This is a genomic window from Streptomyces sp. NPDC006314, assembly GCF_040613075.1.
Classification (GTDB): Bacteria; Actinomycetota; Actinomycetes; order Streptomycetales; family Streptomycetaceae; genus Streptomyces.
Genome location: NZ_JBEXRL010000010.1, coordinates 193,280 through 219,592 on the forward strand (window position 1 = coordinate 193,280; position 26,313 = coordinate 219,592).

Genomic DNA, 26,313 nt, shown 5'->3' on the forward strand with positions numbered 1-26,313 from the left:
CCCTGCCCGGTCTCGATGCGGCCACCCAGCGGCCGACCATCAGAACGACCGCGTCCCGGGCGCCGGTCGCCCGCTACGCCCGCTACGCCCGCTGGACGAACCTGACCGGACTCGCGGCCGAGGCGAGCCCGACTCGAAGGAAGGCGGGCGGTTCATCACCGACACCTGACTCGGGCCGTCCTTCACCGTCATACTGGCGGGACACCACGCGACGCGCCCCGGCGCGTCGCGCCGCACCACCCGACACCCGCGCAACTCTCCGACCAGGAACCGGAGCCCCGGCATGACCGTCTGCCTGCTCCTGCTGAGCGTCGTCGCCCTGACGGCCGCCGTACCGGCGCCGCGTGCGCTGACCCGGGCCGCCTGGCCCGAGCGGGATCCCGTGGTCGCGCTGTGGGTGTGGCAGTGTCTCGTCGCCACCGTCCTGCTGTGCTGCCTGACCGCACTGGTTCTGGGTGCAGCGGCCGTCTTCCACACCGTGCGCGACCGTGTGTTCGCGCCCGCGCCGCCCGCCGTCACCGCCGCGTACGACCTCTCCGCCGCACCGGTGTGGGCCGCCATCCTCACCGTCCTGCTGGCCTGCGGGGCCGCCTGGACGACGGCGATGCTGGGCCGGGAACTCGTCGAGGCCCGCCGCAGCCGGGGCCAGGCCCGGGCGCACCTGCGCGAACGCGCCCCCGACCTGCCGGCCGGGCTGCCGGCGGCACGCGGGCCGATGCTGGTGCTGGAGGACGAGTACCCGGACGCCTGGTGGATGCCGGGCCATCCACCGCAACTGGTCGTCACCACGGGGGCACTGAACCGCCTCACGGACCACCAGCTGGACGCTGTTCTCACGCATGAGCGCGGTCACGCACGCGCCCACCACGACTGGCTGCTGCATCTGTCCACCGCGCTCGCCACGGGCTTCCCGCGCGTTCCGCTCTTCGCCCACTTCTGCGACCAGACGCACCGCCTGGTCGAGCTGGCCGCCGACGACACGGCGTCCCGGCGCTGCGGGCACCTCACCACGGCCCTCGCGCTGATCGAGCTGAACCAGCACCGGGGTGTCCTCTCCTGCGCCTCCAGCCGCCGCCTCCTCGGCGAACGCGTGGACCGCCTGCTGGAACCGCCACCACGGCTGCTGCGCCGACACCGGGCTCTCACGACGACGGTGGCCGCGCTGGTTCCGCTGCTCCCGCTGCTGATCACGTTCGCTCCGGGGCTGACGGCACTGTCGTAACCGCAGAAGGTGCCGGCCCAGGGGCGGGACCGCTGCAGGCGGGAACCCACCTGGGCCGACCCACGACCGGTGTGGGCCACCGGCCGGGTGGCGGATTTGCCCCCGCCCCACGCAAAACCCCAGGCCAGCGGCTCATCCAACACACCCTCACCTGGCGCAACAATCCAGCAACACCACTTTCCCTACCACGTCGGTATGGTTCCAGCCATGCCACCCACCGACCGCCTCCGAGACCACGCCGGTCAAGGCGCAGCGACCACCGTCGCCGCCCACCGCGCACGTCGTCGGCTGCGGGCGGACCGGGCCCGGCAGCTCGCCGACCTGCTGCGCCACCAGCTCCTCACCGGCGCCTTCCAGGACGGCAGCCTGCCCCACGAGTCCACCCTCGCCACCGACTACCGCGCCTCCCGAAACACCGTCCGTCAGGCCCTGGACCTGCTCCGCGCTGAAGGCCTGGTGGAGCGGCTTCCCGGAGTCGGCACCGTCGTCGTCGCCCAGAAATACCCGCACGCACTCGACCGTCTGATGGGCCTCGCGGAAACCCTGCGCGAACACGGCCGCGTCACCAACGAGGTCCGAACCATGGGCCCCGCCCCCGCACCCGCTCCGGTCGCCGAGCGTCTCCACGTCCCGGCCGGCACCGACGTCCTCTACATCGAACGCCTGCGCCGCCTGAACGGCCTCCCGCTCTCCCTCGACCTGACCTACATCCCGCTCGACCTCGGCACCTCCCTGCTCGGCTCCGACCTGGAGAACACCGATGTCTTCCGCCTGCTGGAAACCATCACCGGACAGCCTCTCGGCCACGCCGAGATCACCCTGGAGGCGGTGAACGCGGATACCCACTCCGCCGCCGTGCTCCAGGCCCCGCGCGGTGCCGCCGTGCTGATGCTGGAACGCCTCACGCACCTCGCCGACGGCCGCCCCGTCGACCTGGAGTTCATCCGTTTCCGCGGCGACCGCATCACCATGAGCGGCCTGCTCCACCGGTCCTAAGACAACCCCGCATTCCCCCGTCCCCGTCTGTACGCATCCCTGCTGCACGTTTCCTGGAGACAGCCATGCCCTTGGTGCCCCAGCGGGCCGACGTGCCCGTGACCATCGACGAGTCGAAGTGCATCGACGGCTGCACCCTCTGCGTGGACATGTGCCCGCTGGACTCCCTGGCCATCGACACCAGCAGCGGCAAGGCGTACATGCACGTCGACGAGTGCTGGTACTGCGGCCCGTGCGCGGCCCGCTGCCCCACCGGAGCCGTCACGGTCAACATGCCCTACCTGCTCCGCTGATTCCGAACCGCTCCGGTGAGAGGCCGAACCATCATGAAACGCACGGCAGTCTCCCTGTCCGCCGCCGCGCTCCTCCTTCCTCTGTCCGCCTGCGGTGGCAGCGCCGATGCGGGCAGCTCCACGGTCACCGTGACCGTCGGCTACCAGTCCAAGACCATCAACACCGTCACCGCGGGCACGCTGCTGCGCTCCCTCGGCTACTTCGAGAAGCAGCTCAACTCCCTGCACGACGGCCACACCTACAAGGTCGACTGGCAGGACTACGCCACCGGTGCCCCGATCACCGCGCAGATGACCGCCGGAAAGATCGACATCGGCTCGATGGGTGACTTCCCGCTGCTGCTCAACGCGGCCCGCGGCAAACAGCTCGCCCGCCCCACCCACCTGGTGTCGGTCACCGGCTACAACCTGCGCGGCGGTCTCAACACCGTCGTCACCGCACCGGACTCCAAGCTCACTTCTGTGCAGGACCTCAAGGGCAAGAAGGTCTCCACGAGCATCGGCTCCGCCGCCGACGGCACTCTCGTACGGGCCCTGCGGCGTGCCGGCATCGACCCGGACAAGGGGATCTCCAAGCTCAACCAGCAGCCCGCGGTGGGTGCTTCGGCGCTCTCCGGCGGCAGTGTGGACGCACTGTCCCAGTTCGTCGCCTGGCCCGGCCTGCTCGCCTACCAGGGCAAGGCGAAGGCCCTGTACGACGGCGCCCAGCTGAACCTGCCCACCTTCCACGGCGTCACCGCTCGCGAGGACTTCGCCAAGCAGCACCCGGCCGTGCTGGAGGCGTTCCTCAAAGCCCAGGCCCAGGCGACGGACTACCTCAACGGCCACCCCGTCACCGCAGCCGAGAAGGTCGCCGAGGCCACCGGCCTGCCCGCCGAGGTCGTTTACCTCTACAACGGCGCCCACGGCATCGCCACCTTCGACCCGACCGTCAAACCGCAGCTCGTCGCCGCCCTCGAACAGGACGTGTCCGTGCTGAAGGCGGCCAGGCTGACCGGTGACATCGACGTGGACTCCTTCGTCGACGACGAGTACGTGAAAAAGGCCCTTGGCAGTTCGTACGCCAAGCGGCTCTCCGCCTCGCCCGCGCCGGCCGCGAGCGAGGTGTGGGCCAAGGACAGCGGCAAACCGTCCGTCTTCAAGGCCCCGAAGGAGCTCCTGGCGTACGTGGCCAAGCACCGGAACGGCATCCGCGCCGCCTACGTGCCCGACACCACCACCGGCACCCTCTGGTTCGCCGACAGGGCGGTCTGGGTGGCCGACGGCGACCGGCTGCTGCCCTTCGTCGCCCCGGCGACCGCGCGGGCCTACCTCTCCGCCCACGCCGGCGCCAGAACGATCTCGTACAGCGCGGCTCTGGAGCGGGTCTCATGACCCGGCGGCCCCTCGCCCGGTATGCGTTGCGGGCAGTGTCCCTGGCCACCGCACTCGGCCTGTGGCAGCTGCTGACCAGCCTGGATGTCGACCTCTGGCTGCGTTTCTCGCAGTTCCCGACGGCCACCGACATCGCCCGTGCCTTCACCGGCAGGCTCTCCGGCGGCGACTACTGGACCGACCTCGCCGACAGCCTCACCCGGATCCTCACCGGCTTTGCGCTGGCGGCGGTCGCAGGCGTGGCGACCGGCGTTCTCGTGGCTCGCTCGCGCCTCGCCGAGGACCTGCTCGGCCCCGTCCTGGAGGTGATCCGCCCCATCCCGGCGATCGCCCTCGTGCCGGTCGCGATCCTGCTCTTCCCCTCCAACGAACAGGGCATCGTCTTCATCACCTGCACCGCCGCCTTCTTCCCCGTGCTGGTCTCCACCCGGCACGCGGTCCGCGCGCTGACCCCGGTGTGGGAGGAGGCGGTACGCACCATGGGCGGCGGCCGGCTGCGGATCCTCGGCTCGGTCGTGCTGCCGGGAGCGCTGCCCGGCATCTTCGGCGGGCTGTCGGTCGGCATCGGCGTGTCGTGGATCTGCGTGATCTCCGCCGAGATGATCTCCGGCCAGTACGGAGTCGGCTACCGCACCTGGCAGGACTACACGGTCGTGAACTACCCCGGTGTGTTTGTCGGCATGGTCACGATCGGCGTCCTCGGCTGGGTCACCTCCACGGCCGTGGAACTCCTCGGCCGGCGCCTGACCCGCTGGCTGCCCCGCACCTCGTACGTCCCCGGTGGCCGCACCCGCACGTCCCGCCCGCTCGCCGTCCCCGCTCACGCCGACGGCAAGCCCGAGCACAAGGCCCAGCCCGAGCAGCAGGGCGAGAACGAAACCGAGGAGGCCCGCGATGAGCATCTCGTCTGAGACCATCACCGCCCCGGTCACGTCGGCACCGAAAGCCGTACGCGGCACCCGGCTCGCGTTCCGCGGCGCCCTCCTGGGGCGCCCGGACGCTCCGGTCCTCGCCGACGTCGACCTGGAGGTCGCCCCCGGCGAGATCCTCACCGTCGTCGGCCCCTCCGGCTGCGGCAAGTCCACGCTGCTGCGCACGCTCGCCGGACTTCTGGCTCCGCTGGGTGGCACGGCGGAAGTGGACGGCAGCCCGCTGACCGGACCGTCGGCCGACCGCGCGCTGGTCTTCCAGGAGGACGCGCTGCTGCCCTGGCGCACGCTGCGCGGAAACGTCGAACTGCCGCTCGCCATCAGGGGGATACCGCGCGCCGCACGTCGTTCCCGGGCCGAGTCCTTGCTCGCGCGTGTCGGGCTCAGCGCGCAGGCCGGGCAGTTGCCGCACCGTGTGTCCGGCGGGCAGCGCCAGCGCGCCCAGTTGGCCCGTGCCCTGGCAGACAGCCCGCGCGCGGTCCTCATGGACGAGCCCTTCGGCGCGCTCGACGCCCAGACCCGCTCCGGCATGCAGGACCTGCTCGTGGAGGTGCTGCGCGGCACGGGCGCGACCGTCGTCTTCGTCACGCACGACGTGGACGAGGCCCTCTTCCTCGGCGACCGTGTGGCCCTGCTCGGCTCCGGCCGGGTGGCCGCCGTACGGGACGTGCCGCGCCCCCGTGACCGTGCGGCCCTGGACGCCCCGGCCCGTGCGGCCCTGCGCCGCGACATCCTCACCTCACTCGGCTCCTGAAAGGCACCCCGGTGACCACCCCCGCGCCCGCTACCCCGGAGATTCCCGCCGTCACCGCCGGCGAGGAGCTGACCTGCGACGTCCTCGTCATCGGCGGCGGCACCGCCGGCACCATGGCCGCCCTCACCGCCGCCGAGCACGGCGCGAACGTCCTGCTGCTGGAGAAGGCCCACGTCCGCCACTCGGGCGCGCTCGCCATGGGCATGGACGGCGTCAACAACGCGGTCGTCCCCGGCCGTGCCGAACCCGACGACTACGTCGCCGAGATCACCCGCGCCAACGACGGCATCGTCGACCAGTCCACCGTCCGCCAGACCGCCACCCGCGGCTTCGCGATGGTCCAGCGGCTGGAGTCGTACGGGGTCAAGTTCGAGAAGGACGAGCACGGCGAGTACGCGGTCCGCCAGGTCCACCGCTCCGGCTCGTACGTACTGCCGATGCCAGAGGGCAAGGACGTCAAAAAGGTCCTGTACCGGCAGTTGCGGCGGCGCGAGATGCGGGAGCGGATCAGGATCGAGAACCGGGTGATGCCGGTCCGGGTCCTCACCGCCGAGGGCCGGGCCGTGGGTGCCGTCGGTTTCAACACCCGCACCGGCGCCTTCGTCACCGTCCGCGCGGGTGCCGTGATCCTCGCGACCGGTGCCTGCGGCCGCCTCGGGCTGCCCGCCTCCGGCTACCTCTACGGCACCTACGAGAACCCGACCAACGCCGGTGACGGTTACGCCATGGCCTACCACGCGGGCGCGGAGCTGACCGGCATCGAGTGCTTCCAGATCAACCCGCTGATCAAGGACTACAACGGCCCGGCCTGCGCCTACGTCGCCAACCCCTTCGGCGGCTACCAGGTCAACCGGCACGGTGAGCGCTTCGTCGACTCCGACTACTGGTCCGGGCAGATGATGGCCGAGTTCGCCGCCGAGGTCGCCAGCGACCGGGGCCCGGTCTACCTGAAGCTCAGCCACCTGCCCGAGGAGTCGGTCTCCGCGCTGGAGTCGATCCTGCACTCCACCGAGCGGCCGACCCGCGGCACCTTCCACGCCGGGCGCGGACACGACTACCGCACCCATGACGTCGAGATGCACATCTCCGAGATCGGCCTGTGCGGCGGGCACTCCGCCTCCGGTGTCCGCGTCGACGACCGCGCCCGCACGACCGTCCCCCGCCTGTACGCCGCCGGCGACCTCGCCTGCGTCCCGCACAACTACATGATCGGCGCCTTCGTCTTCGGCGATCTCGCCGGCGCGGACGCCGCCCAGTACACGGCCTACGACGGCGAGCTTCCCGTGGACCAGGTGCGCGAGGCCCACGAGCTGATCTACCGCCCGCTGCGCAACCCGGACGGCCCGCCGCAGACCCAGGTCGAGTACAAGCTGCGCCGCTTCGTGAACGACTACGTGGCCCCGCCCAAGTCGGGGGCCCGGCTCTCCCTCGCCCTCGAAGCCTTCGAGCGGATGCGCACCGACATCGCGGCGATGGGCGCCCGCACCCCGCACGAACTGATGCGCTGCGCCGAGGTCTCCTTCATCCGCGACTGCGCGGAGATGGCCGCTCGTGCCTCCCTGGCCCGTACCGAGTCCCGCTGGGGCCTCTACCACGACCGTCTCGACCATCCCGGGCGCGACGACGTCTCCTGGTTCCACCATCTCGATCTGCACAAGTCCCCCTCTGGTGCGATGGAGTTCACGGCCCGTCCCGTGGCTCCGTATCTGGTGCCGGTGGAGGAGTTCACGCCGGTAGGCGGTCTCTCCCGGCGGCTGGGCGAGGTCCATCCGGAGCGGGTGGCCACGGCCGGGCCGCGCGAGGTGGCGCCGGTCGCCGCCGGACCGGCCTCCGCGCGCGCCACCGGGCCTGCCGACCGGACCGAGGCCCGGGGCACCGCATCGCCGCGGCTGCTGGAACTGCTGGAGCTGGCCGAGGCGGAACCCGAGCTCGCCGTGCTCGAGCCTTACCTGGCCGATCCCGACCCCGCCGTGCGCCGTACGGCTGTCTCGGTGCTCACCGAGACCGTGCCGCCCGGCACCGGGCAGGCCCTGGTCGGTGCCCTCACCGACGCCGACGCCGAGGTCCGCGCGGCCGCCGCGGCCTCACTGCGCGAACTCGTCGAGACCCTGCCGCCCGAACCCGCCCTGGGTGCCGCCCTCACCAGTGCGCTCGGCCAGCCCGACCCCGTGGTGCGGGCCGCCGCCCTCGATGTGCTGCGCGCCCTGCAGCTCGGCGGGGCAGCGGTGTTCGCGGCGGCGCTGGACGACCATGACATCGCCGTCCGCACCGAGGCCGTGCGGGCGCTCGTCTCGGTCGACGCGGTCGGGCCGCTGGCGGGCGCCGCGGGCGATCCCGCCCGGGAGGTCCGGGTCACCGTGGCCAAGGCCCTGGCCGCCGTCGCCTCGGCATCCCTCGCCGCGTCCGACCGGGCGCTGCTCGCCGGCACTCTGGACCGGCTCACCGAGGACGCCGATCCGCTGGTGCGCGGTGCGGCGCTCGGCGCGCTGGCCACCACCGGCTGCCGGGCGCCGCTCGCCGCTCGTTCCGTGGCCGCCCTGTCCGACCCGGCCTGGCAGGTACGGTCCGGCGCCGCCACCGCGCTGTCGGCCGCGCCCGCCGACACGGCTGTCCCCGCCCTCGCCAAGGCCCTCGCCGACCCGAATGCCGACGTCCGCAAGGCGGCGGTCCTGGCGCTGACGCGGCACCGGGCCACCGAGGAGGCCCGGGCAGCCCTCGCCACGGCCACGGCGGACTCGGACGCGGATGTTAGGGCCTACGCGGCCCGCGGGCTCTAGCCCCGCGTCGCGCCCTGCCGGGTGCGGGCTATATCCAGTCGTCCGGCTCCGGCTCGTCCGCAGGCTCGGGCCAGTGGTCGTCCGCAGATTCGGCCCCCGCCGGGTCCGCGGCGCCGGCCGGGCCCGGCCCGTCCAGGGAGGCCAGCACCTCGAGCACACCTTCCCCGTACGTAGCCAGCTTCTTCTCGCCGACGCCGCTCACCGTGCCCAGCTCGGGCACCGAACCGGGCCGCCGGAAGACGATCTCCCGCAGGGTGGCGTCGTGGAAGATGACGTAGGCGGGGACGCCCTGCTCCCGGGCCTGCTCGGCACGCCAGGCGCGCAGGGCCTCGAAGGCGGGGAGCAGTTCCTCGGGCAGCTCGGCCGCGGCGACCTTGGCCTTGCGGTCGTCCCCGGAGGCACCGGTCGACCGCGACCGGGAGCCGGCCGGCTTCTTCGGCTCCTTGCGCAGCGGCACCTCGCGCTCCCGCCGCAGCACCGAGCCGCTCGCCTCGGTGAGCACCAGCGTGCCGTACTCGCCCTCGACCGCGAGCAGCCCCTGTGCGAGCAGCTGGCGGATGACGCCCCGCCACTCGCCCTCGGTGAGGTCCTGCCCGATGCCGAAGACGGACAGCTGATCGTGGTCGAACTGGATCACCTTGCCGGTGCGCTTGCCCAGCAGGATGTCGACGATCTGCATCGCGCCGAACTTCTGCCCGCGCTCCCGCTGCAGCCGTACCACCGCCGACAGCACCTTCTGCGCGGCGATGGTGCCGTCCCAGGTCTCCGGTGGGGCGAGGCATGTGTCGCAGTTGCCGCAGCCCGCCGCATCGGGGTCCTGGCCGAAGTAGGCGAGCAGCTGGCCGCGGCGGCACTGGGCTGTCTCGCACAGCGCGAGCATGGCGTCGAGGTGGGCGGCCGCCCGGCGGCGGAACGCCTCGTCGCCCTCACCGGACTGGATCAGCTTGCGCTGCTGTATGACGTCGTTCAGGCCGTAGGCCATCCAGGCCGTGGACGGCAGGCCGTCACGGCCCGCGCGGCCGGTCTCCTGGTAGTACCCCTCGATGGACTTGGGCAGGTCGAGATGGGCGACGAAGCGTACGTCCGGCTTGTCGATGCCCATGCCGAAGGCGATGGTCGCCACGACGACCAGGCCGTCCTCGCGCAGAAACCGGGACTGGTGCGCGGCGCGCGTGCCCGCGTCCAGGCCCGCGTGGTACGGCACCGCGTCGATGCCGTTGGCGGTCAGGAACTCCGCCGTCCGATCCACCGAGTTGCGCGAGAGACAGTAGACGATGCCGGCGTCGCCCGCGTGCTCTTCCCGGAGGAAGGCGAGCAGCTGCTTCCTGGGATCGGCCTTCGGCACGATCCGGTACTGGATGTTGGGCCGGTCGAAGCTGGCGACGAAGTGGCGGGCCGACGGCAGGTTCAGCCGCTCGGTGATCTCCTGGTGGGTGGCGCGCGTGGCGGTGGCGGTGAGGGCGATCCGCGGGACGTCCGGCCAGCGCTCGCCGAGGAGGGACAGGGTGAGGTAGTCGGGGCGGAAGTCGTGGCCCCACTGGGACACGCAGTGCGCCTCATCGATGGCGAAGACGGAGATCTTGCCGCGGGAGAGGAGGTCGAGCGTGGCGTCCAGGCGCAGCCGCTCCGGCGCCAGATACACCAGGTCCAGCTCGCCGGCCAGGAACTCCGCCTCGACCACGCGCCGCTCGTCGAAGTCCTGCGTGGAGTTGATGAAGCCGGCCCGCACGCCGAGGGCGCGCAGGGCATCCACCTGGTCCTGCATCAGGGCGATCAGCGGTGACACCACCACGCCGGTACCGGGCCGGACCAGGGCCGGGATCTGGTAGCACAGCGACTTGCCGCCGCCGGTGGGCATGAGGACGACTGCGTCGCCGCCCGCCACCACGTGCTCGATGATCTCTTCCTGCTCGCTCCGGAAGGCCTCGTACCCGAAGACCCGGTGGAGTGTGGCCAGCGCCTCGCTGTCGGCCGCACCCGGCCCCTCGGTCATCCTTGGCATCTCGCTGATTCCGCCCGTCGCGCCCATCGTCCTGTCCCCCGTCGGTTTCCCCCGTGCGTCGTCCGTCGACCACTGCGTCCACGATAGGCGCCCGCGCCGACATCGCCCGACCGTTGTCCACAAGCGGGATCTGCTTGTCGTATCAACGCCATCGAATGCCAACCCCCACGTGAAGCGCCCGTTCTCTGCCATGCGCAGCAGGTCCGGCCACTGACGTGCGACGGCCCCGGTTCCCCTCCCGAGCGGGAACCGGGGCCGTACGGCCGTACCGCACGCGTCAGCGCACGAACACTCCTGCCTGGTTCGCCAGATCCAGGAAGTACTGCGGCGCCACACCGAGCACCAGCGTCGCCGCCACGCCCACGCCGATCGCCGCCATGGTCAGCGGGGAGGGGACGGCCACGGTCGGACCCTCGGGCCTCGGCTCGCTGAAGAACATCAGCACGATCACGCGGATGTAGAAGAACGCGGCGATCGCCGAGGAGATCACGCCGACCACGACCAGGGGGGCCGCGCCGCCGTCCGCCGCCGCCTTGAACACGGCGAACTTACCAGCGAACCCGGAGGTCAGCGGGATACCGGCGAAGGCCAGCAGGAACACCGCGAACACGGCCGCGACCAGTGGTGAACGGCGGCCCAGTCCTGCCCACTTGGACAGGTGGGTCGCTTCACCGCCCGCGTCGCGTACCAGGGTGACCACGGCGAACGCGCCGATCGTCACGAACGAGTACCCGGCCAGATAGAAGAGGACGGACGACACGCCGTCCTTCGAGGTGGCGATGACACCCGCGAGGATGAATCCGGCGTGCGCGATGGACGAGTACGCCAGCAGCCGCTTGATGTCGGTCTGCGTGATGGCGACGATCGCACCGCCCAGCATGGTGATGCTCGCCACCGCCCACATGACCGGCCGCCAGTCCCAGCGCATCCCGGGCAGCACGACGTACAGCAGGCGCAGCAGCGCGCCGAACGCCGCCACCTTCGTCGCCGCCGCCATGAAGCCCGTCACCGGGGTCGGCGCGCCCTGGTAGACGTCGGGCGTCCACATGTGGAACGGCACCGCGCCCACCTTGAACAGCAGGCCCATCACGATCAGCGCGCTGCCGAGCAGCAGCAGCGCGTCGTTCCCCATGGTGTCGGCGAGCGCCGGGTCGACGTTGGTGACCGTGCCGTCGACGACCTGTGCGATGCGCGCGTACGACACGGAGCCCGCGTAGCCGTACAGCAGGGCGATGCCGAACAGCGTGAATGCCGAGGCGAACGCGCCGAGCAGGAAGTACTTGACCGCGGCCTCCTGTGACATCAGCCGCTTGCGGCGGGCCAGCGCGCACAGCAGGTACAGCGGCAGGGAGAGGACCTCCAGGGCCACGAACAGCGTCAGCAGATCGTTGGCCGCGGGGAACACCAGCATGCCCGCGATGGCGAACAGCAGCAGCGGGAAGACCTCGGTGGTGGTGAACCCGGCCTTCACGGCGGCCTTCTCGCTGTCGCTGCCCGGCACCGAAGCCGCCTGGGCGGCGAAGGAGTCGACCCGGTTGCCGTGCGCCGCCGGGTCCAGGCGCCGTTCGGCGAAGGTGAAGAGGCCGACCAGGCCGGCCAGCAGGATGGTGCCCTGCAGGAACAGGGACGGCCCGTCGACCGCGACCGCCCCCATGGCCGCGATGTGCGCCTTGGTGGTGCCGTACCCGTCGGTGGCGAGCGCGACGACCGCGGCGAACGCGGCACAGAGCGCTACGACGGACACGAACACCTGCGCGTAGTAGCGGGACTTGCGCGGGACGAACGCCTCGATGAGCACCCCGACCAGCGCCGCACCCAGGACGATCAGGGTCGGCGACAATTGTCCGTATTCGATCTTCGGCGCGTCGATCTTCGAGATCGGATCGGCCGCGGTTGTCCACAGGTTGTGGACGACTGCTGAACTCACTTGGCCGCCTCCACCTCGGGCTTGGGGTCCTTCTTGTGTACGTCGGACATGGTCTGCTTGACCGCCGGGTTGACGATGTCCGTGACGGGCTTCGGATAGACGCCCAGGAAGATCAGCAGCACGATCAGCGGGGCGACGACCACCAGCTCGCGCGCGCGGAGGTCGGGCATCGCCGAGACCTCGGGCTTCACCGGGCCCGTCATCGTCCGCTGATACAGCACCAGGGTGTAGAGCGCGGCGAGGACGATGCCGAAGGTGGCGATGATCCCGATCGCCGGGTAGCGCGTGAACGTGCCGACCAGGACCAGGAACTCGCTCACGAACGGCGCGAGTCCCGGCAACGAGAGGGTGGCGAGGCCGCCGATCAGGAAGGTGCCGGCAAGCACCGGGGCGACCTTCTGCACGCCTCCGTAGTCGGCGATGAGCCGCGAGCCGCGCCGGGAGATCAGGAAGCCGGCGACCAGCATCAACGCGGCCGTGGAAATGCCGTGGTTGACCATGTAGAGCGTCGCGCCGGACTGGCCCTGGCTGGTCATCGCGAAGATGCCCATGATGATGAAGCCGAAGTGCGAGATCGACGCGTAGGCCACCAGCCGCTTGATGTCCCGCTGGCCGACGGCGAGCAGCGCACCGTAGATGATGCTGATCAACGCCAGTACCAGGATCACGGGCGTCGCCCACTTGCTGGCCTCAGGGAAGAGCTGGAGGCAGAAGCGGAGCATCGCGAAGGTGCCCACCTTGTCGACGACCGCCGTGATGAGCACGGCGACCGGGGCGGTGGACTCCTGCATGGCGTTGGGGAGCCAGGTGTGCAGCGGCCACAGCGGCGCCTTCACCGCGAAGGCGAAGAAGAAGCCGAGGAACAGCCAGCGTTCGGTGTCCGTCGCCATGTGCAGCGAACCGTTCACCCGCGCCTGCGCGATCTCCTGGAGGCTGAAGTTCCCGGCGACCACGTAGAGGCCGATCACCGCGGCCAGCATGATCAGTCCGCCGGCCAGGTTGTAGAGCAGGAACTTCACCGCCGCGTACGACCGCTGCGTGGCGGCCGTCTCCTCGCCGTGCTCGTGGGCACGGTCCCCGAAGCCGCCGATGAGGAAGTACATCGGGATGAGCATGGCTTCGAAGAAGATGTAGAACAGGAAGACGTCGGTGGCCTCGAACGAGATGATCACCATCGCCTCGACGGCGAGGATCAACGCGAAGAATCCCTGAGTGGGGCGCCAGCGGCGGTTGCCGGTCTCCAGCGGGTCGGCATCGTGCCAGCCCGCGAGGACGATGAACGGGATGAGCAGGGCGGTGAGCGCGATCAGTGCCACCGCGATGCCGTCCACGCCCAGCTCGTACCTCACCCCGAAGTCCTTGATCCAGGCGTGGGACTCGGTGAGCTGGTAGCGGGTGCCGCCGGGGTCGAAGCGGACCAGGACGGTGACCGCCAGGGCGAGTGTGGCGAGCGAGACGACCAGCGCCAGCCACTTGGCGGCGGCGCGCCGCGCGGCCGGTACGGCGGCCGTGGCGACGGCCCCGAGCGCCGGGAGCGCCGCCGTCGCTGTCAGCAGGGGAAAGGACATCGGTATCAGACCGCCCTCATCAGCAGGGTCGCGGCCACCAGGAGTGCCGCACCGCCGAACATCGAGACCGCGTAGGAGCGGGCGAAGCCGTTCTGGAGCCGGCGCAGCCGACCGGACAGACCGCCGAAGCCGGCCGCCGTGCCGTTGACGACGCCGTCGACCAGGGTGTGGTCGACGTACACCAGCGAGCGCGTCAGGTGCTCGCCGCCGCGCACCAGGACGACGTGGTTGAAGTCATCCTGGAGCAGGTCGCGCCGGGCCGCACGGGTGAGTAGCGAGCCGCGCGGGGCGACGGCCGGGACGGGCTTGCGGCCGTACTGCGCCCAGGCGATGCCGACACCGATGACCAGGCAGACCATGGTGGCTCCGGTGACCGCAGCGGCGCTGAGCGGTGAGTCGCCTTCGCTGTGGCCGGTGACGGGCTCCAGCCAGTTCAGGAAGCGGTCACCGAGGCTGAAGAACGCACCGCCGAAGACCGAGCCGACGGCCAGCACGATCATCGGGATCGTCATGACCTTCGGGGACTCGTGCGGGTGCGGCTCGGCGTGCTCGCCGTGGTGCTCGGCCGCGGGTTCGGCGCTCGGCGCCTCCGGGGAGCGAGTGGGTTGGTTCTTCCAACGCTCCTCTCCGAAGAAGGTCATCAGCATCACGCGCGTCATGTAGAAGGCGGTGATGGCCGCGCCCAGCAGGGCCGCGCCGCCGAGGATCCAGCCCTCGGTGCCGCCCTTGGCGAAGGCCGCCTCGATGATCTTGTCCTTGGAGAAGAAGCCCGAGAGGCCCGGGAAACCGATGATCGCGAGGTAGCCGAGGCCGAAGGTGATGAACGTGATCGGCATGTACTTGCGCAGGCCGCCGTACTTGCGCATGTCGACCTCGTCGTTCATGCCGTGCATGACGGAACCGGCACCGAGGAACAGCCCGGCCTTGAAGAAGCCGTGCGTCACCAGGTGCATGATCGCGAAGACGTAGCCGATGGGGCCGAGGCCCGCCGCCAGCACCATGTAGCCGATCTGCGACATGGTCGAGCCGGCCAGCGCCTTCTTGATGTCGTCCTTCGCGCAACCGACGATCGCACCGAAGAGAAGCGTGACCGCACCGACGACGGTCACGGCCAGCTGGGCGTCGGGGGCGGCGTTGAAGAGGGCACCGGAGCGGACGATCAGGTAGACGCCCGCGGTCACCATCGTCGCGGCGTGGATCAGGGCCGAGACCGGGGTCGGGCCCTCCATGGCGTCCCCTAGCCAGGACTGCAGCGGCACCTGGGCCGATTTGCCGCAGGCGGCGAGCAACAGCATCAGGCCGATCGCGGTGAGCTTGCCCTCGGAGGTGTCCCCGGTGTGGCTGAGGACCGGACCGAAGGCGAAGCTGCCGAAGGTGGTGAACATCAGCATGATCGCGATCGACAGGCCCATGTCACCGACGCGGTTGACCAGGAAGGCCTTCTTCGCTGCCGTGGCGGCGCTGGGCTTGTGCTGCCAGAAGCCGATCAGCAGGTAGGAGGCGAGGCCGACGCCTTCCCAGCCGACGTACAGCAGGAGGTAGTTGTCGGCGAGGACGAGCAGCAGCATCGCAGCGAGGAACAGGTTCAGGTAGCCGAAGAAGCGGCGGCGGCGCTCGTCGTGCTCCATGTACCCGATCGAGTACAGATGGATCAGCGAGCCGACACCGGTGATCAGCAGCACGAACGTCATCGACAGCTGGTCCAGGCGGAAGGTGACGTCCGCCTGGAACCCGGCCACCGGGACCCAGCTGAACAGGTGCTTGATGAGTGTGCGGTTTTCGGCGTCCTTGCCGAGCAGGTCGGCGAGGAGGATCAGTCCGAAGACGAAGGAGGCGGCCGACAGGAGCGTGCCCATCCAGTGGCCGACGCGGTCGAGGCGCCGGCCGCCGACCAGCAGGACGGCCGCTCCGAGCAGGGGCGCCGCGATGAGCAGCGCGATCAGGTTCTCCACGATTCTTCCGACCCCTTACAGCTTCATCAGGCTGGCGTCGTCGACCGAGGCCGAGTGGCGGGTACGGAACAGCGACACGATGATCGCGAGGCCCACCACGACCTCCGCGGCGGCGACGACCATCGTGAAGAAGGCGATGATCTGGCCGTCGAGGTTGCCGTGCATCCGGGAGAAGGCGACGAACGCGAGGTTGCAGGCGTTCAGCATCAGCTCGATGCACATGAAGACCACGATGGCGTTGCGGCGGATCAGGACGCCGGTCGCGCCGATCGTGAACAACAGGGCGGCGAGGTAGAGGTAGTTGACCGGGTTCACTTCGACGCCTCCTCGGGTCGCTTGAACGTGGCCGGCTCGGCCGGCCTGCGCTCCAGGCGCTCCTCCGCGCGCTGCTCCAGCGCCCGCAGGTCGTTGAGCGCGTCCGCGGACACGTCACGGATCTGGCCCCGCTCGCGCAGCGTCTTGTTGACCGTCAGCTCGGAGGGGGTGCCGTCGGGCAGCAGGCCCGCGATGTCCACGGCGTTGTGCCGGGCGTAGACACCGGGGGCGGGCAGCGGCGGGATGTGCGTGCCCTCGCGGATGCGCTGCTCGGACAGCTCGCGCTGGGTCTTGGCTCGCTCGGTGCGCTCGCGGTGGGTGAGCACCATGGCGCCGACGGCCGCCGTGATCAGCAGGGCACCGGTGATTTCGAAGGCGAAGACGTACTTGGTGAAGATGAGCGACGCCAGGCCCTCCACGTTGCCGTTCGCGTTCGCCTGGCCGGTGCCGTTGAACTCCTTCAGGGAGGCGTTCGCGATGCCCCCGAACAGCAGGACACCGAAACCGACCCCGCACAGCAGAGCCAGCCAGCGCTGGCCCTTGATGGTCTCCTTGAGCGAGTCCGCGGCCGTGACGCCGACGAGCATCACCACGAACAGGAACAGCATCATGATCGCGCCGGTGTAGACGACGATCTGCACGATGCCCAGGAAGTAGGCGCCGTTGGCGAGGTAGAACACCGCCAGGACGATCATGGTGCCGGCGAGAGAGAGCGCGCTGTGCACCGCCCTCTTCATGAAGACGGTGCTCAGGGCGCCGATCACCGCGACGGTGCCGAGGGCCCAGAACTGGAAGGCCTCACCGGTGGAGGTGGTGTAGGCGGCGAGGTGCTCTGCGCTCATTGACCGATCACCTTCTCCGAGGCCGGCTCGTCCTCGCCGAAGGTGGTGGCGGCCTCCTGCGGGACCTCGCCCTTGGAGGTGGCGACCTGCCGGACCGTGCCGGGCGCGGCCTGCGTCACCAGGCCCCGGTAGTAGTCCTGTTCGTCCGTCCCAGGGAAGATCGCGTGGGGTGTGTCGACCATGCTCTCTTCGAGGCCGGCGAGCAGTTGCTCCTTGGTGTAGATGAGGTTCGCGCGGCTGGAGTCCGCCAGCTCGAACTCGTTGGTCATCGTCAACGCGCGCGTGGGGCACGCCTCGATGCACAGGCCGCACAGGATGCAGCGGGCGTAGTTGATCTGGTAGACGCGGCCGTACCGCTCGCCAGGCGAGTAGCGCTCCTCGTCGGTGTTGTCGGCGCCCTCCACGTAGATGGCGTCGGCGGGGCAGGCCCAGGCGCACAGTTCGCAGCCGACGCACTTCTCCAGGCCGTCCGGATGGCGGTTGAGCTGGTGCCGTCCGTGGAACCGCGGAGCCGTGGTCTTCTTCTGCTCCGGGTATTGCTCGGTCAGCCGCTTCTTGAACATGGCCTTGAAGGTCACGCCGAAGCCGGCCACGGGGTTCTGGAAGCCAGGCTTCGCCTGCCCGGCCTCCTTGGGCTCCTCAGCCATCGGACGCCTCCTTTCCATCCGAAGATCCGTCACTGACAGTGTCCGGCCCGCCACTGACAATCAGCTCCCGCTCGTGGCGTGGGCGGCGCCTCGGCACCGGTGGCAGCTCCTGCCCGGGCAGCGGCGGTACGGGGAATCCGCCCGCCATCGGGTCGAAGCCGGGCGGCTGGGCAGCGGGCTGCTCGGCCGTCTTCGCCTTCTCGCGGAACATGTCGGCGACGAAGGAGATCAGCAGCAGGGCGAGCACACCGCCGCCGACGTAGAGGGCGATATCGGCGAAGTCGTAGTTCTCGTTGCGCAGGGCCCGCACGGTCGCCACCAGCATCAGCCAGGTCACCGAGACCGGGATGAGGACCTTCCAGCCGAGCTTCATCAGCTGGTCGTAGCGGACGCGTGGGAGCGTGCCGCGCAGCCAGATGAAGAAGAACAGCAGCAGCTGGACCTTGATGACGAACCACAGCAGCGGCCACCAGCCGTGGTTCGCGCCCTCCCAGAAGGCGCTGATCGGCCAGGGGGCGCGCCAGCCGCCGAGGAAGAGGGTGGCCGAGACGGCCGAGACCGTCACCATGTTCACGTACTCGGCGAGCATGAACATCGCGAACTTGATGGACGAGTACTCGGTGTTGAAGCCGCCGACCAGGTCGCCCTCGGACTCCGGCATGTCGAAGGGGGCGCGGTTGGTCTCGCCGACCATCGTGACGATGTAGAGGATGAAGGAGACCGGCAGCAGCAGGATGTACCACCGGTCGTGCTGCTGCTCCACGATCGTGGACGTCGACATCGACCCCGAGTACAGGAACACGGAGGCGAACGCGGCGCCCATGGCGATCTCGTACGAGATCATCTGCGCGCAGGAGCGCAGGCCGCCCAGCAGCGGGTAGGTGGATCCAGAACTCCAACCCGCGAGCACGATGCCGTAGATGCCGACGGAGGCGACCGCGAGGATGTAGAGCATCGCGATCGGCAGATCGGTCAGCTGCATCGTGGTGCGGTGCCCGAAGATCGAGATCTCGTTGCCGGCCGGGCCGAAGGGGATCACCGCGATCGCCATGAAGGCCGGGATGGCCGCAACGATCGGCGCGAGGACGTAGACCACCTTGTCCGCGCGCTTGACGATGACGTCTTCCTTGAGCATCAGCTTCACGCCGTCGGCGAGCGACTGGAGCATGCCCCAGGGGCCGTGCCGGTTCGGCCCGATGCGCAGCTGCATCCAGGCGACGACCTTGCGCTCCCAGACGATGGAGAACAGCACGGTCACCATCAGGAAGGCGAAGCAGAAGACGGCCTTGACGACGACCAGCCACCAGGGGTCGCGGCCGAACATCGAGAGGTCTTCAGTGGCGAGGTACGACCTCATGCCTCCACCTCCTTGGGGGCCTCTTCGGCGAGTGCCGCCGGCCCGATACGGACAAGGGAGCCGGGTTGTGCACCGGTGTCGGAGGCGACGCCCGCGCCGACGGAGTTCAGCGGGAGCCACACCACCCGGTCGGGCATCTCGGTGATCTGCAGCGGGAGTTCGACCGTGCCGGTGGAACCGGTCACGGCGAGGACGTCGCCGTCCTTGACGCCCGCCTCGGCGGCCGTCGCGGCCGACAGGCGCGCGCGTGCGGCGTGCCGTGTTCCGGCGAGCGCCTCGTCGCCGTCCTGCAGGACGCCCTGGTCGAGCAGCAGCCGGTGCCCGGCGAGGACGGCCTCGCCGGCGGCCGGGCGGGGCAGTACGCCCGCGGACTCCACGGGGGCGGCGGCGCGCGGGCCGTCCCAGGAGCCGAGCCGGTCGATCTCCGCGCGCGTGGTGCGCAGATCCGGCAGGCCCAGGTGGACGTCCATGGCGTCGGCCAGCATCTGCAGCACGCGCGTGTCGGTCGGTGCGAGACGGCGGGTCATCTGCTCGGGCTTGAGGGCGGCCTCGAAGAAGCGCACCCTGCCTTCCCAGTTGAGGAAGGTGCCCGCCTTCTCGGCGACCGCGGCGACCGGCAGGACGACGTCGGCGCGCTCGGTGACCTCACTCGGCCGCAGCTCCAGCGACACCAGGAAGCCGACACTGTCGAGGGCCTCACGCGCGCGTGCCGGGTCGGGCAGGTCGGCTACCTCCACACCGGCGACCACGAGAGCCGAGAGTTCGCCGGTGGCGGCGGCCTCGACGATCTGGTGGGTGTCACGGCCGTAGCGCGGCGGGAGTTCGGCGAGCCCCCAGACGGCGGCGACCTCCTCCCGCGCGCGCGGGTCGGTCGCCGGGCGGCCGCCCGGCAGCAGCGACGGCAGCGCGCCCGCCTCGACCGCGCCGCGTTCACCGGCGCGGCGCGGGATCCACACCAGGTGGGCGCCGGTCGCGGTGGCGGCGCGTACGGCGGCCGTGAGCCCGCCCGCGACCGACGCGAGCCGTTCGCCGACGACGATGACCGCGCCCTCGGTGCGCAGCGCCTCGGCGGCGCGTGTGCCGGGTTCCTCCAGGCCGGCGCCGCTCGCGAGGGCGTCCAACCACTCGGTCTCGGTGCCCGGCGCGGCCGGCAGCAGGGTGCCGCCCGCCTTCTCCAGGCCCCGCGTGGCATGCGTGGCCACTGCGAACACCCGCTGCTTGCGCTTGCGCCAGGCCTTACGCAGCCGCAGGAAGACGCCGGGTGCCTCCTCCTCGGACTCGAACCCGACGAGCAGGACGGCGGGCGCCTTCTCCAGGGAGGTGTACGTGACCCCCCTGCCGTCGAGGTCGCGGCCGCGGCCTGCCACGTGGGCCGCGAGGAAGTCGGCCTCCTCGCCGCTGTGCACGCGCGCGCGGAAGTCGATGTCGTTCGTGGCGAGCGCCACGCGCGTGAACTTGCTGTACGCGTAAGCGTCCTCGACGGTCAGCCGGCCGCCGATGAGGACGCCGGCGCGGGAGCGGGCGGCGGTCAGCCCGCGCGCGGCCGCTTCCAGGGCCTCCGGCCAGGAGGCGGGCTCCAGGACGCCGTCGGCGTTGCGCACCAGGGGCGTGTCGAGGCGGTCCTTCTGCTGCGCATACCGGAACGCGAAGCGTCCCTTGTCGCAGATCCACTCCTCGTTGACCGCGGGGTCGTTGGCCGCCAGCCGCCGCATGACCTTGCCGCGCCGGTGGTCGGTGCGGGTCGCGCAGCCGCCGGAGCAGTGCTCGCAGACCGACGGCGAGGAGACGAGGTCGAAGGGGCGGGAGCGGAAACGATAGGCCGCCGAGGTCAGGGCGCCGACGGGGCAGATCTGGATGGTGTTGCCGGAGAAGTACGACTCGAACGGGTCTCCCTCACCGGTGCCGACCTGCTGCAGCGCGCCCCGCTCGACCAGTTCGATCATCGGGTCGCCGGCGATCTGGTTGGAGAAGCGGGTGCAGCGGGCGCACAGCACGCACCGCTCGCGGTCGAGCAGCACCTGTGTGGAGATCGGTACGGGCTTCTCGTAGGTGCGCTTCTTGCCGTCGAAGCGGGACTCGGCGTTGCCGTGCGACATGGCCTGGTTCTGCAACGGGCACTCGCCGCCCTTGTCGCAGACCGGGCAGTCCAGCGGGTGGTTGATGAGCAGCAGCTCCATCACACCGTGCTGGGCCTTCTCGGCGGCCGGCGAGGTGAGGTGGGTCTTCACGACCATGCCGTCGGTGCACGTGATGGTGCAGGACGCCATCGGTTTGCGCTGGCCCTCGACCTCGACGATGCACTGGCGGCAGGCACCGGCCGGGTCCAGCAGGGGGTGGTCGCAGAACCGCGGGATCTCGATGCCGAGTTGCTCGGCGGCCCGGATGACCAGGGTGCCCTTGGGCACGCTGAGTTCGATGCCGTCGATCGTCAGTGTGACGAGGTCTTCCGGCGGGACCGCCGCCTCTCCCCCTCCGGAGGGGGCACTGGTGGTCACGGTCATGCGTTCACCTCCGGGCGGTCCGCCCAGGCCGTCGACTTGGCCGGGTCGAAGGGGCAGCCCCGGCCCGTGATGTGCTGCTCGTACTCCTCGCGGAAGTACTTCAGCGAGGAGAAGATGGGTGAGGCCGCGCCGTCGCCGAGGGCGCAGAAGGACTTGCCGTTGATGTTGTCGGCGATGTCGTTCAGCTTGTCGAGGTCGGACATGACGCCCTTGCCGGCCTCGATGTCCCGCAGCAGCTGCACCAGCCAGTACGTCCCTTCGCGGCACGGCGTGCACTTGCCGCAGGACTCGTGGGCGTAGAACTCGGTCCAGCGGGTCACCGCCCGCACCACGCAGGTCGTCTCGTCGAAGCACTGCAGGGCCTTGGTGCCGAGCATGGAGCCGGCGGCGCCCACTCCCTCGTAGTCGAGGGGGACGTCGAGGTGCTCGTCGGTGAACATCGGCGTGGAGGAGCCGCCGGGCGTCCAGAACTTGAGGCGGTGCCCGGGCCGCATACCGCCGCTCATGTCGAGGAGCTGGCGGAGCGTGATGCCGAGCGGAGCCTCGTACTGGCCGGGGCTGGCCACGTGGCCGCTGAGCGAGTAGAGCGTGAAGCCAGGGGACTTCTCGCTGCCCATCGACCTGAACCATTCCTTGCCGTTTTTCAGGATGGCGGGAACCGACGCGATCGACTCGACGTTATTCACCACAGTCGGACAGGCGTAGAGGCCTTCCACCGCAGGGAAGGGGGGACGGAGCCGCGGTTGACCACGGCGGCCTTCGAGCGAGTCGAGCAGTGCGGTCTCCTCACCGCAGATGTACGCGCCCGCACCCGCGTGCACGGTGAGTTCGAGGTCGAGTCCGCTGCCCAGGATGTTCTCGCCGAGGTAGCCCGCCGCGTAGGCCTCGCGCACGGCCTCGTGCAGCCGCCGCAGGACGGGGACGACTTCACCACGCAGATAGATGAAGGCATGCGACGACCTGATGGCGTAACACGCGATCACAATGCCCTCGATGAGGCTGTGCGGGTTCGCGAAGAGGAGCGGGATGTCCTTGCAGGTTCCGGGCTCCGACTCGTCGGCGTTGACAACTAGATAGTGCGGTTTTCCATCACCCTGCGGAATGAACTGCCACTTCATCCCGGTCGGGAATCCCGCGCCGCCACGGCCACGCAGGCCGGAGTCCTTGACGTACGCGATCAGGTCGTCCGGTGGCATGGCGAGCGCCTTGCGGAGCCCCTCGTACCCCTCGTGCCTCCGGTAGACGTCCAGAGTCCAGGACCGGTCCTCGTCCCAGAAGGCCGACAGCACGGGTGCGAGCAGCTTCTCGGGGCTCGTGTCCTTGAGTTCGGCTGCCACGGTCATCACTTCCCCTCCTCGGCGGTAGGACCTGCCGGGTGGGCCGGGTCGGAGGCCGATGTGTCCTGCGGCGCGTCATGCGAGCTGAGGTGTTCGGCCGGCGACGGCTCGTGCACCCTGTCCTGCGGTTCATCGTGCGGACCGCCGTCGCGCGGATGGACCACGCGCGCGGGTGCGGCCTCTCCCTTTGCCAGGCGAAGGCCCACCAGCGACGCGGGTCCCGCACTGCCGCCCTCCTCGACGGCCCCGGGCCGCTCGTCGGGGAAGCCGGCCAGGATCCGCGCGGTCTCCTTGAAGGTGCACAGCCGCGCCCCGCGCGTGGGCTGGACGGGGCGTCCCGCGCGCAGGTCGTCGACCAGGCGCTTGGCGCTCGCCGGGGTCTGGTTGTCGAAGAACTCCCAGTTGACCATGACGACCGGCGCGAAGTCGCAGGCCGCGTTGCACTCGATGTGCTCCAGGGTGACCTGGCCGTCGCCGGTGGTCTCGCCGTTGCCGACGCCCAGGTGCTCCTGGAGGGTCTCGAAGATCGCGTCGCCGCCCATCACCGCGCACAGCGTGTTGGTGCACACGCCGACCTGGTAGTCACCGGACGGCTTGCGCCGGTACATGGTGTAGAAGGTGGCGACGGCGGTGACCTCGGCCGTGGTCAGGCCCAGCATGTCCGCGCAGAACCGCATCCCGGTGCGCGTGACGTGGCCCTCCTCCGACTGCACGAGGTGGAGCAGCGGCAGCAGGGCGGACCGGGAGTCCGGGTAGCGCGCGATCACCTCGCGCGCGTCCGCCTCCAGCCGGGCCCGGACGTCGTCCGGGTACGCGGGCGCGGGCAGTTCGGGCATGCCCAGGCTGACGCCCCGCTCCGAAGAACTGGTGGTCACCGGTCGACGCCTCCCATCACGGGGTCGATGGACGCGACGGCGACGATGACGTCGGCGACCTGGCCGCCCTCGCACATCGCCGCCATGGCCTGCAGGTTGGTGAAGGACGGGTCGCGGAAGTGGACCCGGAAGGGGCGGGTGCCGCCGTCGGAGACGGCGTGCACCCCGAGTTCGCCCTTGGGCGACTCGACGGCTACGTACGCCTGTCCCGGCGGGACGCGGAAGCCCTCGGTGACCAGCTTGAAGTGGTGGATCAGGGCCTCCATGGAGGTGCCCATGATCTTCTTGATGTGGTCGAGGGAGTTGCCGAGCCCGTCCGGTCCCAGGGCGAGCTGGGCGGGCCAGGCGATCTTCTTGTCGGCGACCATGACCGGGCCGGGCTGGAGCCGGTCCAGGCACTGCTCGACGATCCCGAGCGACTGGCGCATCTCCTCCAGGCGGATGAGGAAGCGGCCGTAGGCGTCGCAGCTGTCGGCGGTCGGGACCTCGAAGTCGTACGTCTCGTAGTCGCAGTACGGCTGCGCCTTGCGCAGGTCGTGCGGCAGGCCGGTGGAGCGCAGGATCGGACCGGTCGCGCCGAGGGCCATGCAGCCGGCCAGGTCGAGGTAGCCGATGTCCTGCATGCGGGCCTTGAAGATGGGGTTCCCGGTGGCGAGCTTGTCGTACTCCGGGAGGTTCTTCTTCATCTTCTTCACGAACTCGCGGATCTGGTCCACCGCGCCGGGCGGCAGGTCCTGGGCGAGACCGCCGGGCCTGATGTACGCGTGGTTCATGCGCAGGCCCGTGATGAGCTCGTAGAGGTCGAGAATCATTTCACGATCACGGAATCCGTAGATCATGATCGTGGTGGCGCCCAGCTCCATGCCGCCGGTGGCGATGCACACCAGGTGGGAGGAGAGCCGGTTCAGCTCCATCAGGAGCACCCGGATGATCTTGGCGCGCTCGGTGATCTGGTCCTCGATGCCGAGGAGCTTCTCGACGGCGAGGCAGTAGGCGGTCTCGTTGAAGAAGGACGTCAGGTAGTCCATGCGCGTGACGAAGGTGGTGCCCTGCGTCCACGTGCGGAACTCGAGGTTCTTCTCGATGCCGGTGTGGAGATAGCCGATGCCGCAGCGGGCCTCGGTGACCGTCTCGCCCTCGATCTCCAGGATCAGGCGGAGCACTCCATGGGTGGACGGATGCTGGGGACCCATGTTGACGACGATGCGTTCGTCGTCGGCGCGGGCCGCGGACTGGACGACCTCGTCCCAGTCGCCACCGGTGACCGTGTATACGGTGCCCTCGGTGGTCTCGCGCGCCGACGCGGCGGATGCTGACTGCGTGCTCACGAGTACGACCTCCGCTGGTCCGGAGCCGGGATCTGGGCGCCCTTGTACTCGACGGGGATGCCGCCGAGGGGGTAGTCCTTGCGCTGGGGGTGGCCCTGCCAGTCGTCCGGCATCATGATCCGCGTCAGGGCCGGGTGACCGTCGAAGACGATCCCGAAGAAGTCGTAGGTCTCGCGTTCGTGCCAGTCGTTGGTCGGATAGACGGAGACCAGGGACGGGATGTGCGGTGCGCTGTCGGGGGCGCTGACCTCGAGGCGGATCAGCCGGTTGTGGGTGATCGAGCGCAGGTGGTAGACGGCGTGCAGCTCCCGGCCCTTGTCGTGCGGGTAGTGGACGCCACTGACGCCGGTACACAGTTCGAAGCGCAGGGCCGGGTCGTCGCGCAGGGTGCGGGCGACGCGGACCAGGTGTTCGCGTTCCACGTGGAAGGTCAGCTCGCCGCGGTCGACGACCGTCTTCTCGATGGCGTTGGCGGGGAGGAGCCCCTGCTCCTCCAGAGCGCCTTCCAGTTCGTCGGCGACCTCGTCGAACCAGCCACCGTAGGGGCGGGCCGCCGGTCCCGGGAGCCGGACCGAGCGGACCAGTCCGCCGTAGCCGGAGGTGTCGCCGCCGTTGTCGGCGCCGAACATGCCGCGCTGGACACGGATCTCCTCGCCGCCCTCGCCGCGCTGGCCGGGGAGGTTGGAGGCCGCGAGGTCCTTCTCGGGGTTCACGCCGTTCGCGGAGCCGTTCGCCCCGTTGGTGCCGTTCGCGTCGCTCACCGCAGCAGCCCCTTCATCTCGATCGTGGGCAGGGCCTTGAGCGCCGCCTCCTCCGCCTCGCGGGCCGCTTCCTCGGCGTTCACGCCGAGCTTGGAGGACTGGATCTTCTGGTGGAGCTTGAGGATCGCGTCCAGCAGCATCTCGGGGCGGGGCGGGCAGCCGGGGAGGTAGATGTCGACCGGCACGATGTGGTCGACGCCCTGGACGATCGCGTAGTTGTTGAACATGCCGCCCGAGGAGGCGCAGACACCCATGGAGATCACCCATTTCGGGTTGGGCATCTGGTCGTAGACCTGCCTCAGGACCGGCGCCATCTTCTGACTGACCCGGCCGGCGACGATCATCAGGTCCGCCTGGCGCGGCGAGCCGCGGAAGACCTCCATGCCGAAGCGGGCCAGGTCGTACCGGCCGGCGCCGGTGGTCATCATCTCGATGGCACAGCAGGCGAGGCCGAAGGTGGCAGGGAAGACGGACGCCTTGCGCACCCAGCCCGCGGCCTGCTCGACGGTGGTCAGCAGGAAGCCGCTCGGCAGCTTTTCTTCGAGTCCCATGTCTA

General features: G+C 70.3%; 21 protein-coding genes. 7 read left to right on the forward strand and 14 right to left on the reverse strand.

What is annotated here, in order from left to right; all coding sequences use genetic code 11:
• Positions 1 to 283: 283 nt before the first annotated feature.
• The 7 genes from ABZ079_RS20470 to ABZ079_RS20500 all read left to right on the forward strand — a co-directional run bounded on the left by ABZ079_RS20470 (position 284) and on the right by ABZ079_RS20500 (position 8,345).
• Positions 284 to 1,222: a M56 family metallopeptidase gene (locus ABZ079_RS20470; RefSeq protein ID WP_356940833.1), complete on the forward strand. Its 939-nt coding sequence runs from the start codon at positions 284 to 286 to the stop codon at positions 1,220 to 1,222.
• A 207-nt stretch (positions 1,223 to 1,429) separates the two neighbouring features.
• On the forward strand, positions 1,430 to 2,218 hold the full coding sequence (locus ABZ079_RS20475) for a GntR family transcriptional regulator (protein WP_356940834.1): 789 nt from the start codon (positions 1,430 to 1,432) through the stop codon (positions 2,216 to 2,218).
• A gap of 65 nt (positions 2,219 to 2,283) precedes the next feature.
• Positions 2,284 to 2,511, forward strand: coding sequence for a ferredoxin family protein (locus ABZ079_RS20480; protein WP_053852588.1), 228 nt, complete (start codon positions 2,284 to 2,286; stop codon positions 2,509 to 2,511).
• Positions 2,512 to 2,544: 33 nt separating this feature from the next.
• Complete coding sequence (locus tag ABZ079_RS20485) at positions 2,545 to 3,885, forward strand: ABC transporter substrate-binding protein (protein ID WP_356940835.1); 1,341 nt, start codon at positions 2,545 to 2,547, stop codon at positions 3,883 to 3,885.
• Positions 3,882 to 4,796, forward strand: coding sequence for an ABC transporter permease (locus ABZ079_RS20490; RefSeq protein WP_356940836.1), 915 nt, complete (start codon positions 3,882 to 3,884; stop codon positions 4,794 to 4,796). The genes ABZ079_RS20485 and ABZ079_RS20490 overlap by 4 nt, the downstream gene beginning before the upstream one ends.
• Complete coding sequence (locus ABZ079_RS20495) at positions 4,780 to 5,568, forward strand: ABC transporter ATP-binding protein (protein WP_356940837.1); 789 nt, start codon at positions 4,780 to 4,782, stop codon at positions 5,566 to 5,568. The genes ABZ079_RS20490 and ABZ079_RS20495 overlap by 17 nt, the downstream gene beginning before the upstream one ends.
• Before the next feature lie 11 nt (positions 5,569 to 5,579).
• The gene (locus ABZ079_RS20500; RefSeq protein WP_356940838.1) at positions 5,580 to 8,345 is read left to right on the forward strand and encodes a fumarate reductase/succinate dehydrogenase flavoprotein subunit; all 2,766 of its coding nucleotides are present in this window, start codon (positions 5,580 to 5,582) and stop codon (positions 8,343 to 8,345) included.
• 28 nt (positions 8,346 to 8,373) lie between these two features.
• Here the strand turns inward: ABZ079_RS20500 and recQ are convergent, their stop codons facing one another.
• The 14 genes from recQ to ABZ079_RS20570 all read right to left on the reverse strand — a co-directional run bounded on the left by recQ (position 8,374) and on the right by ABZ079_RS20570 (position 26,308).
• A complete protein-coding gene (gene recQ, locus ABZ079_RS20505) occupies positions 8,374 to 10,374 on the reverse strand; it encodes a DNA helicase RecQ (protein WP_356940839.1) in 2,001 nt (666 codons plus the stop codon).
• A 250-nt stretch (positions 10,375 to 10,624) separates the two neighbouring features.
• Complete coding sequence (gene nuoN / locus ABZ079_RS20510; protein WP_356940840.1) at positions 10,625 to 12,274, reverse strand: NADH-quinone oxidoreductase subunit NuoN; 1,650 nt, start codon at positions 12,272 to 12,274, stop codon at positions 10,625 to 10,627.
• Entirely contained in the window at positions 12,271 to 13,842 is a 1,572-nt protein-coding gene (locus ABZ079_RS20515; protein ID WP_356940841.1) for an NADH-quinone oxidoreductase subunit M, read from the reverse strand. Before ABZ079_RS20515 ends, nuoN begins: the two co-directional genes overlap by 4 nt.
• A gap of 5 nt (positions 13,843 to 13,847) precedes the next feature.
• Positions 13,848 to 15,794, reverse strand: a complete 1,947-nt coding sequence (nuoL, locus tag ABZ079_RS20520) for an NADH-quinone oxidoreductase subunit L (RefSeq protein ID WP_356940842.1) — start codon at positions 15,792 to 15,794, stop codon at positions 13,848 to 13,850.
• Between the two features lie 15 nt (positions 15,795 to 15,809).
• Positions 15,810 to 16,109: an NADH-quinone oxidoreductase subunit NuoK gene (nuoK, locus tag ABZ079_RS20525; RefSeq protein ID WP_028420845.1), complete on the reverse strand. Its 300-nt coding sequence runs from the start codon at positions 16,107 to 16,109 to the stop codon at positions 15,810 to 15,812.
• The gene (locus tag ABZ079_RS20530) at positions 16,106 to 16,951 is read right to left on the reverse strand and encodes an NADH-quinone oxidoreductase subunit J (protein ID WP_356940843.1); all 846 of its coding nucleotides are present in this window, start codon (positions 16,949 to 16,951) and stop codon (positions 16,106 to 16,108) included. Before ABZ079_RS20530 ends, nuoK begins: the two co-directional genes overlap by 4 nt.
• Entirely contained in the window at positions 16,948 to 17,598 is a 651-nt protein-coding gene (gene nuoI / locus ABZ079_RS20535; RefSeq protein WP_356940844.1) for an NADH-quinone oxidoreductase subunit NuoI, read from the reverse strand. Before nuoI ends, ABZ079_RS20530 begins: the two co-directional genes overlap by 4 nt.
• Positions 17,591 to 18,955, reverse strand: coding sequence for an NADH-quinone oxidoreductase subunit NuoH (nuoH, locus tag ABZ079_RS20540; RefSeq protein WP_356940845.1), 1,365 nt, complete (start codon positions 18,953 to 18,955; stop codon positions 17,591 to 17,593). The genes nuoI and nuoH overlap by 8 nt, the downstream gene beginning before the upstream one ends.
• Positions 18,952 to 21,456: an NADH-quinone oxidoreductase subunit G gene (locus ABZ079_RS20545; RefSeq protein WP_356940846.1), complete on the reverse strand. Its 2,505-nt coding sequence runs from the start codon at positions 21,454 to 21,456 to the stop codon at positions 18,952 to 18,954. Before ABZ079_RS20545 ends, nuoH begins: the two co-directional genes overlap by 4 nt.
• Positions 21,453 to 22,802 carry an NADH-quinone oxidoreductase subunit NuoF gene (gene nuoF, locus ABZ079_RS20550; protein WP_356940847.1) on the reverse strand — a complete coding sequence of 450 codons (1,350 nt, stop codon included), beginning with the start codon at positions 22,800 to 22,802 and terminating at the stop codon, positions 21,453 to 21,455. The genes ABZ079_RS20545 and nuoF overlap by 4 nt, the downstream gene beginning before the upstream one ends.
• On the reverse strand, positions 22,799 to 23,668 hold the full coding sequence (gene nuoE / locus ABZ079_RS20555) for an NADH-quinone oxidoreductase subunit NuoE (protein WP_356940848.1): 870 nt from the start codon (positions 23,666 to 23,668) through the stop codon (positions 22,799 to 22,801). Before nuoE ends, nuoF begins: the two co-directional genes overlap by 4 nt.
• Positions 23,665 to 24,996 (reverse strand): NADH-quinone oxidoreductase subunit D, encoded by a 1,332-nt coding sequence (locus ABZ079_RS20560; protein WP_356940849.1) that lies wholly within the window; start codon positions 24,994 to 24,996, stop codon positions 23,665 to 23,667. The genes nuoE and ABZ079_RS20560 overlap by 4 nt, the downstream gene beginning before the upstream one ends.
• Positions 24,993 to 25,757: an NADH-quinone oxidoreductase subunit C gene (locus ABZ079_RS20565; protein ID WP_356940850.1), complete on the reverse strand. Its 765-nt coding sequence runs from the start codon at positions 25,755 to 25,757 to the stop codon at positions 24,993 to 24,995. The genes ABZ079_RS20560 and ABZ079_RS20565 overlap by 4 nt, the downstream gene beginning before the upstream one ends.
• The gene (locus tag ABZ079_RS20570) at positions 25,754 to 26,308 is read right to left on the reverse strand and encodes an NADH-quinone oxidoreductase subunit B (protein WP_030610600.1); all 555 of its coding nucleotides are present in this window, start codon (positions 26,306 to 26,308) and stop codon (positions 25,754 to 25,756) included. Before ABZ079_RS20570 ends, ABZ079_RS20565 begins: the two co-directional genes overlap by 4 nt.
• Positions 26,309 to 26,313: the final 5 nt, after the last annotated feature.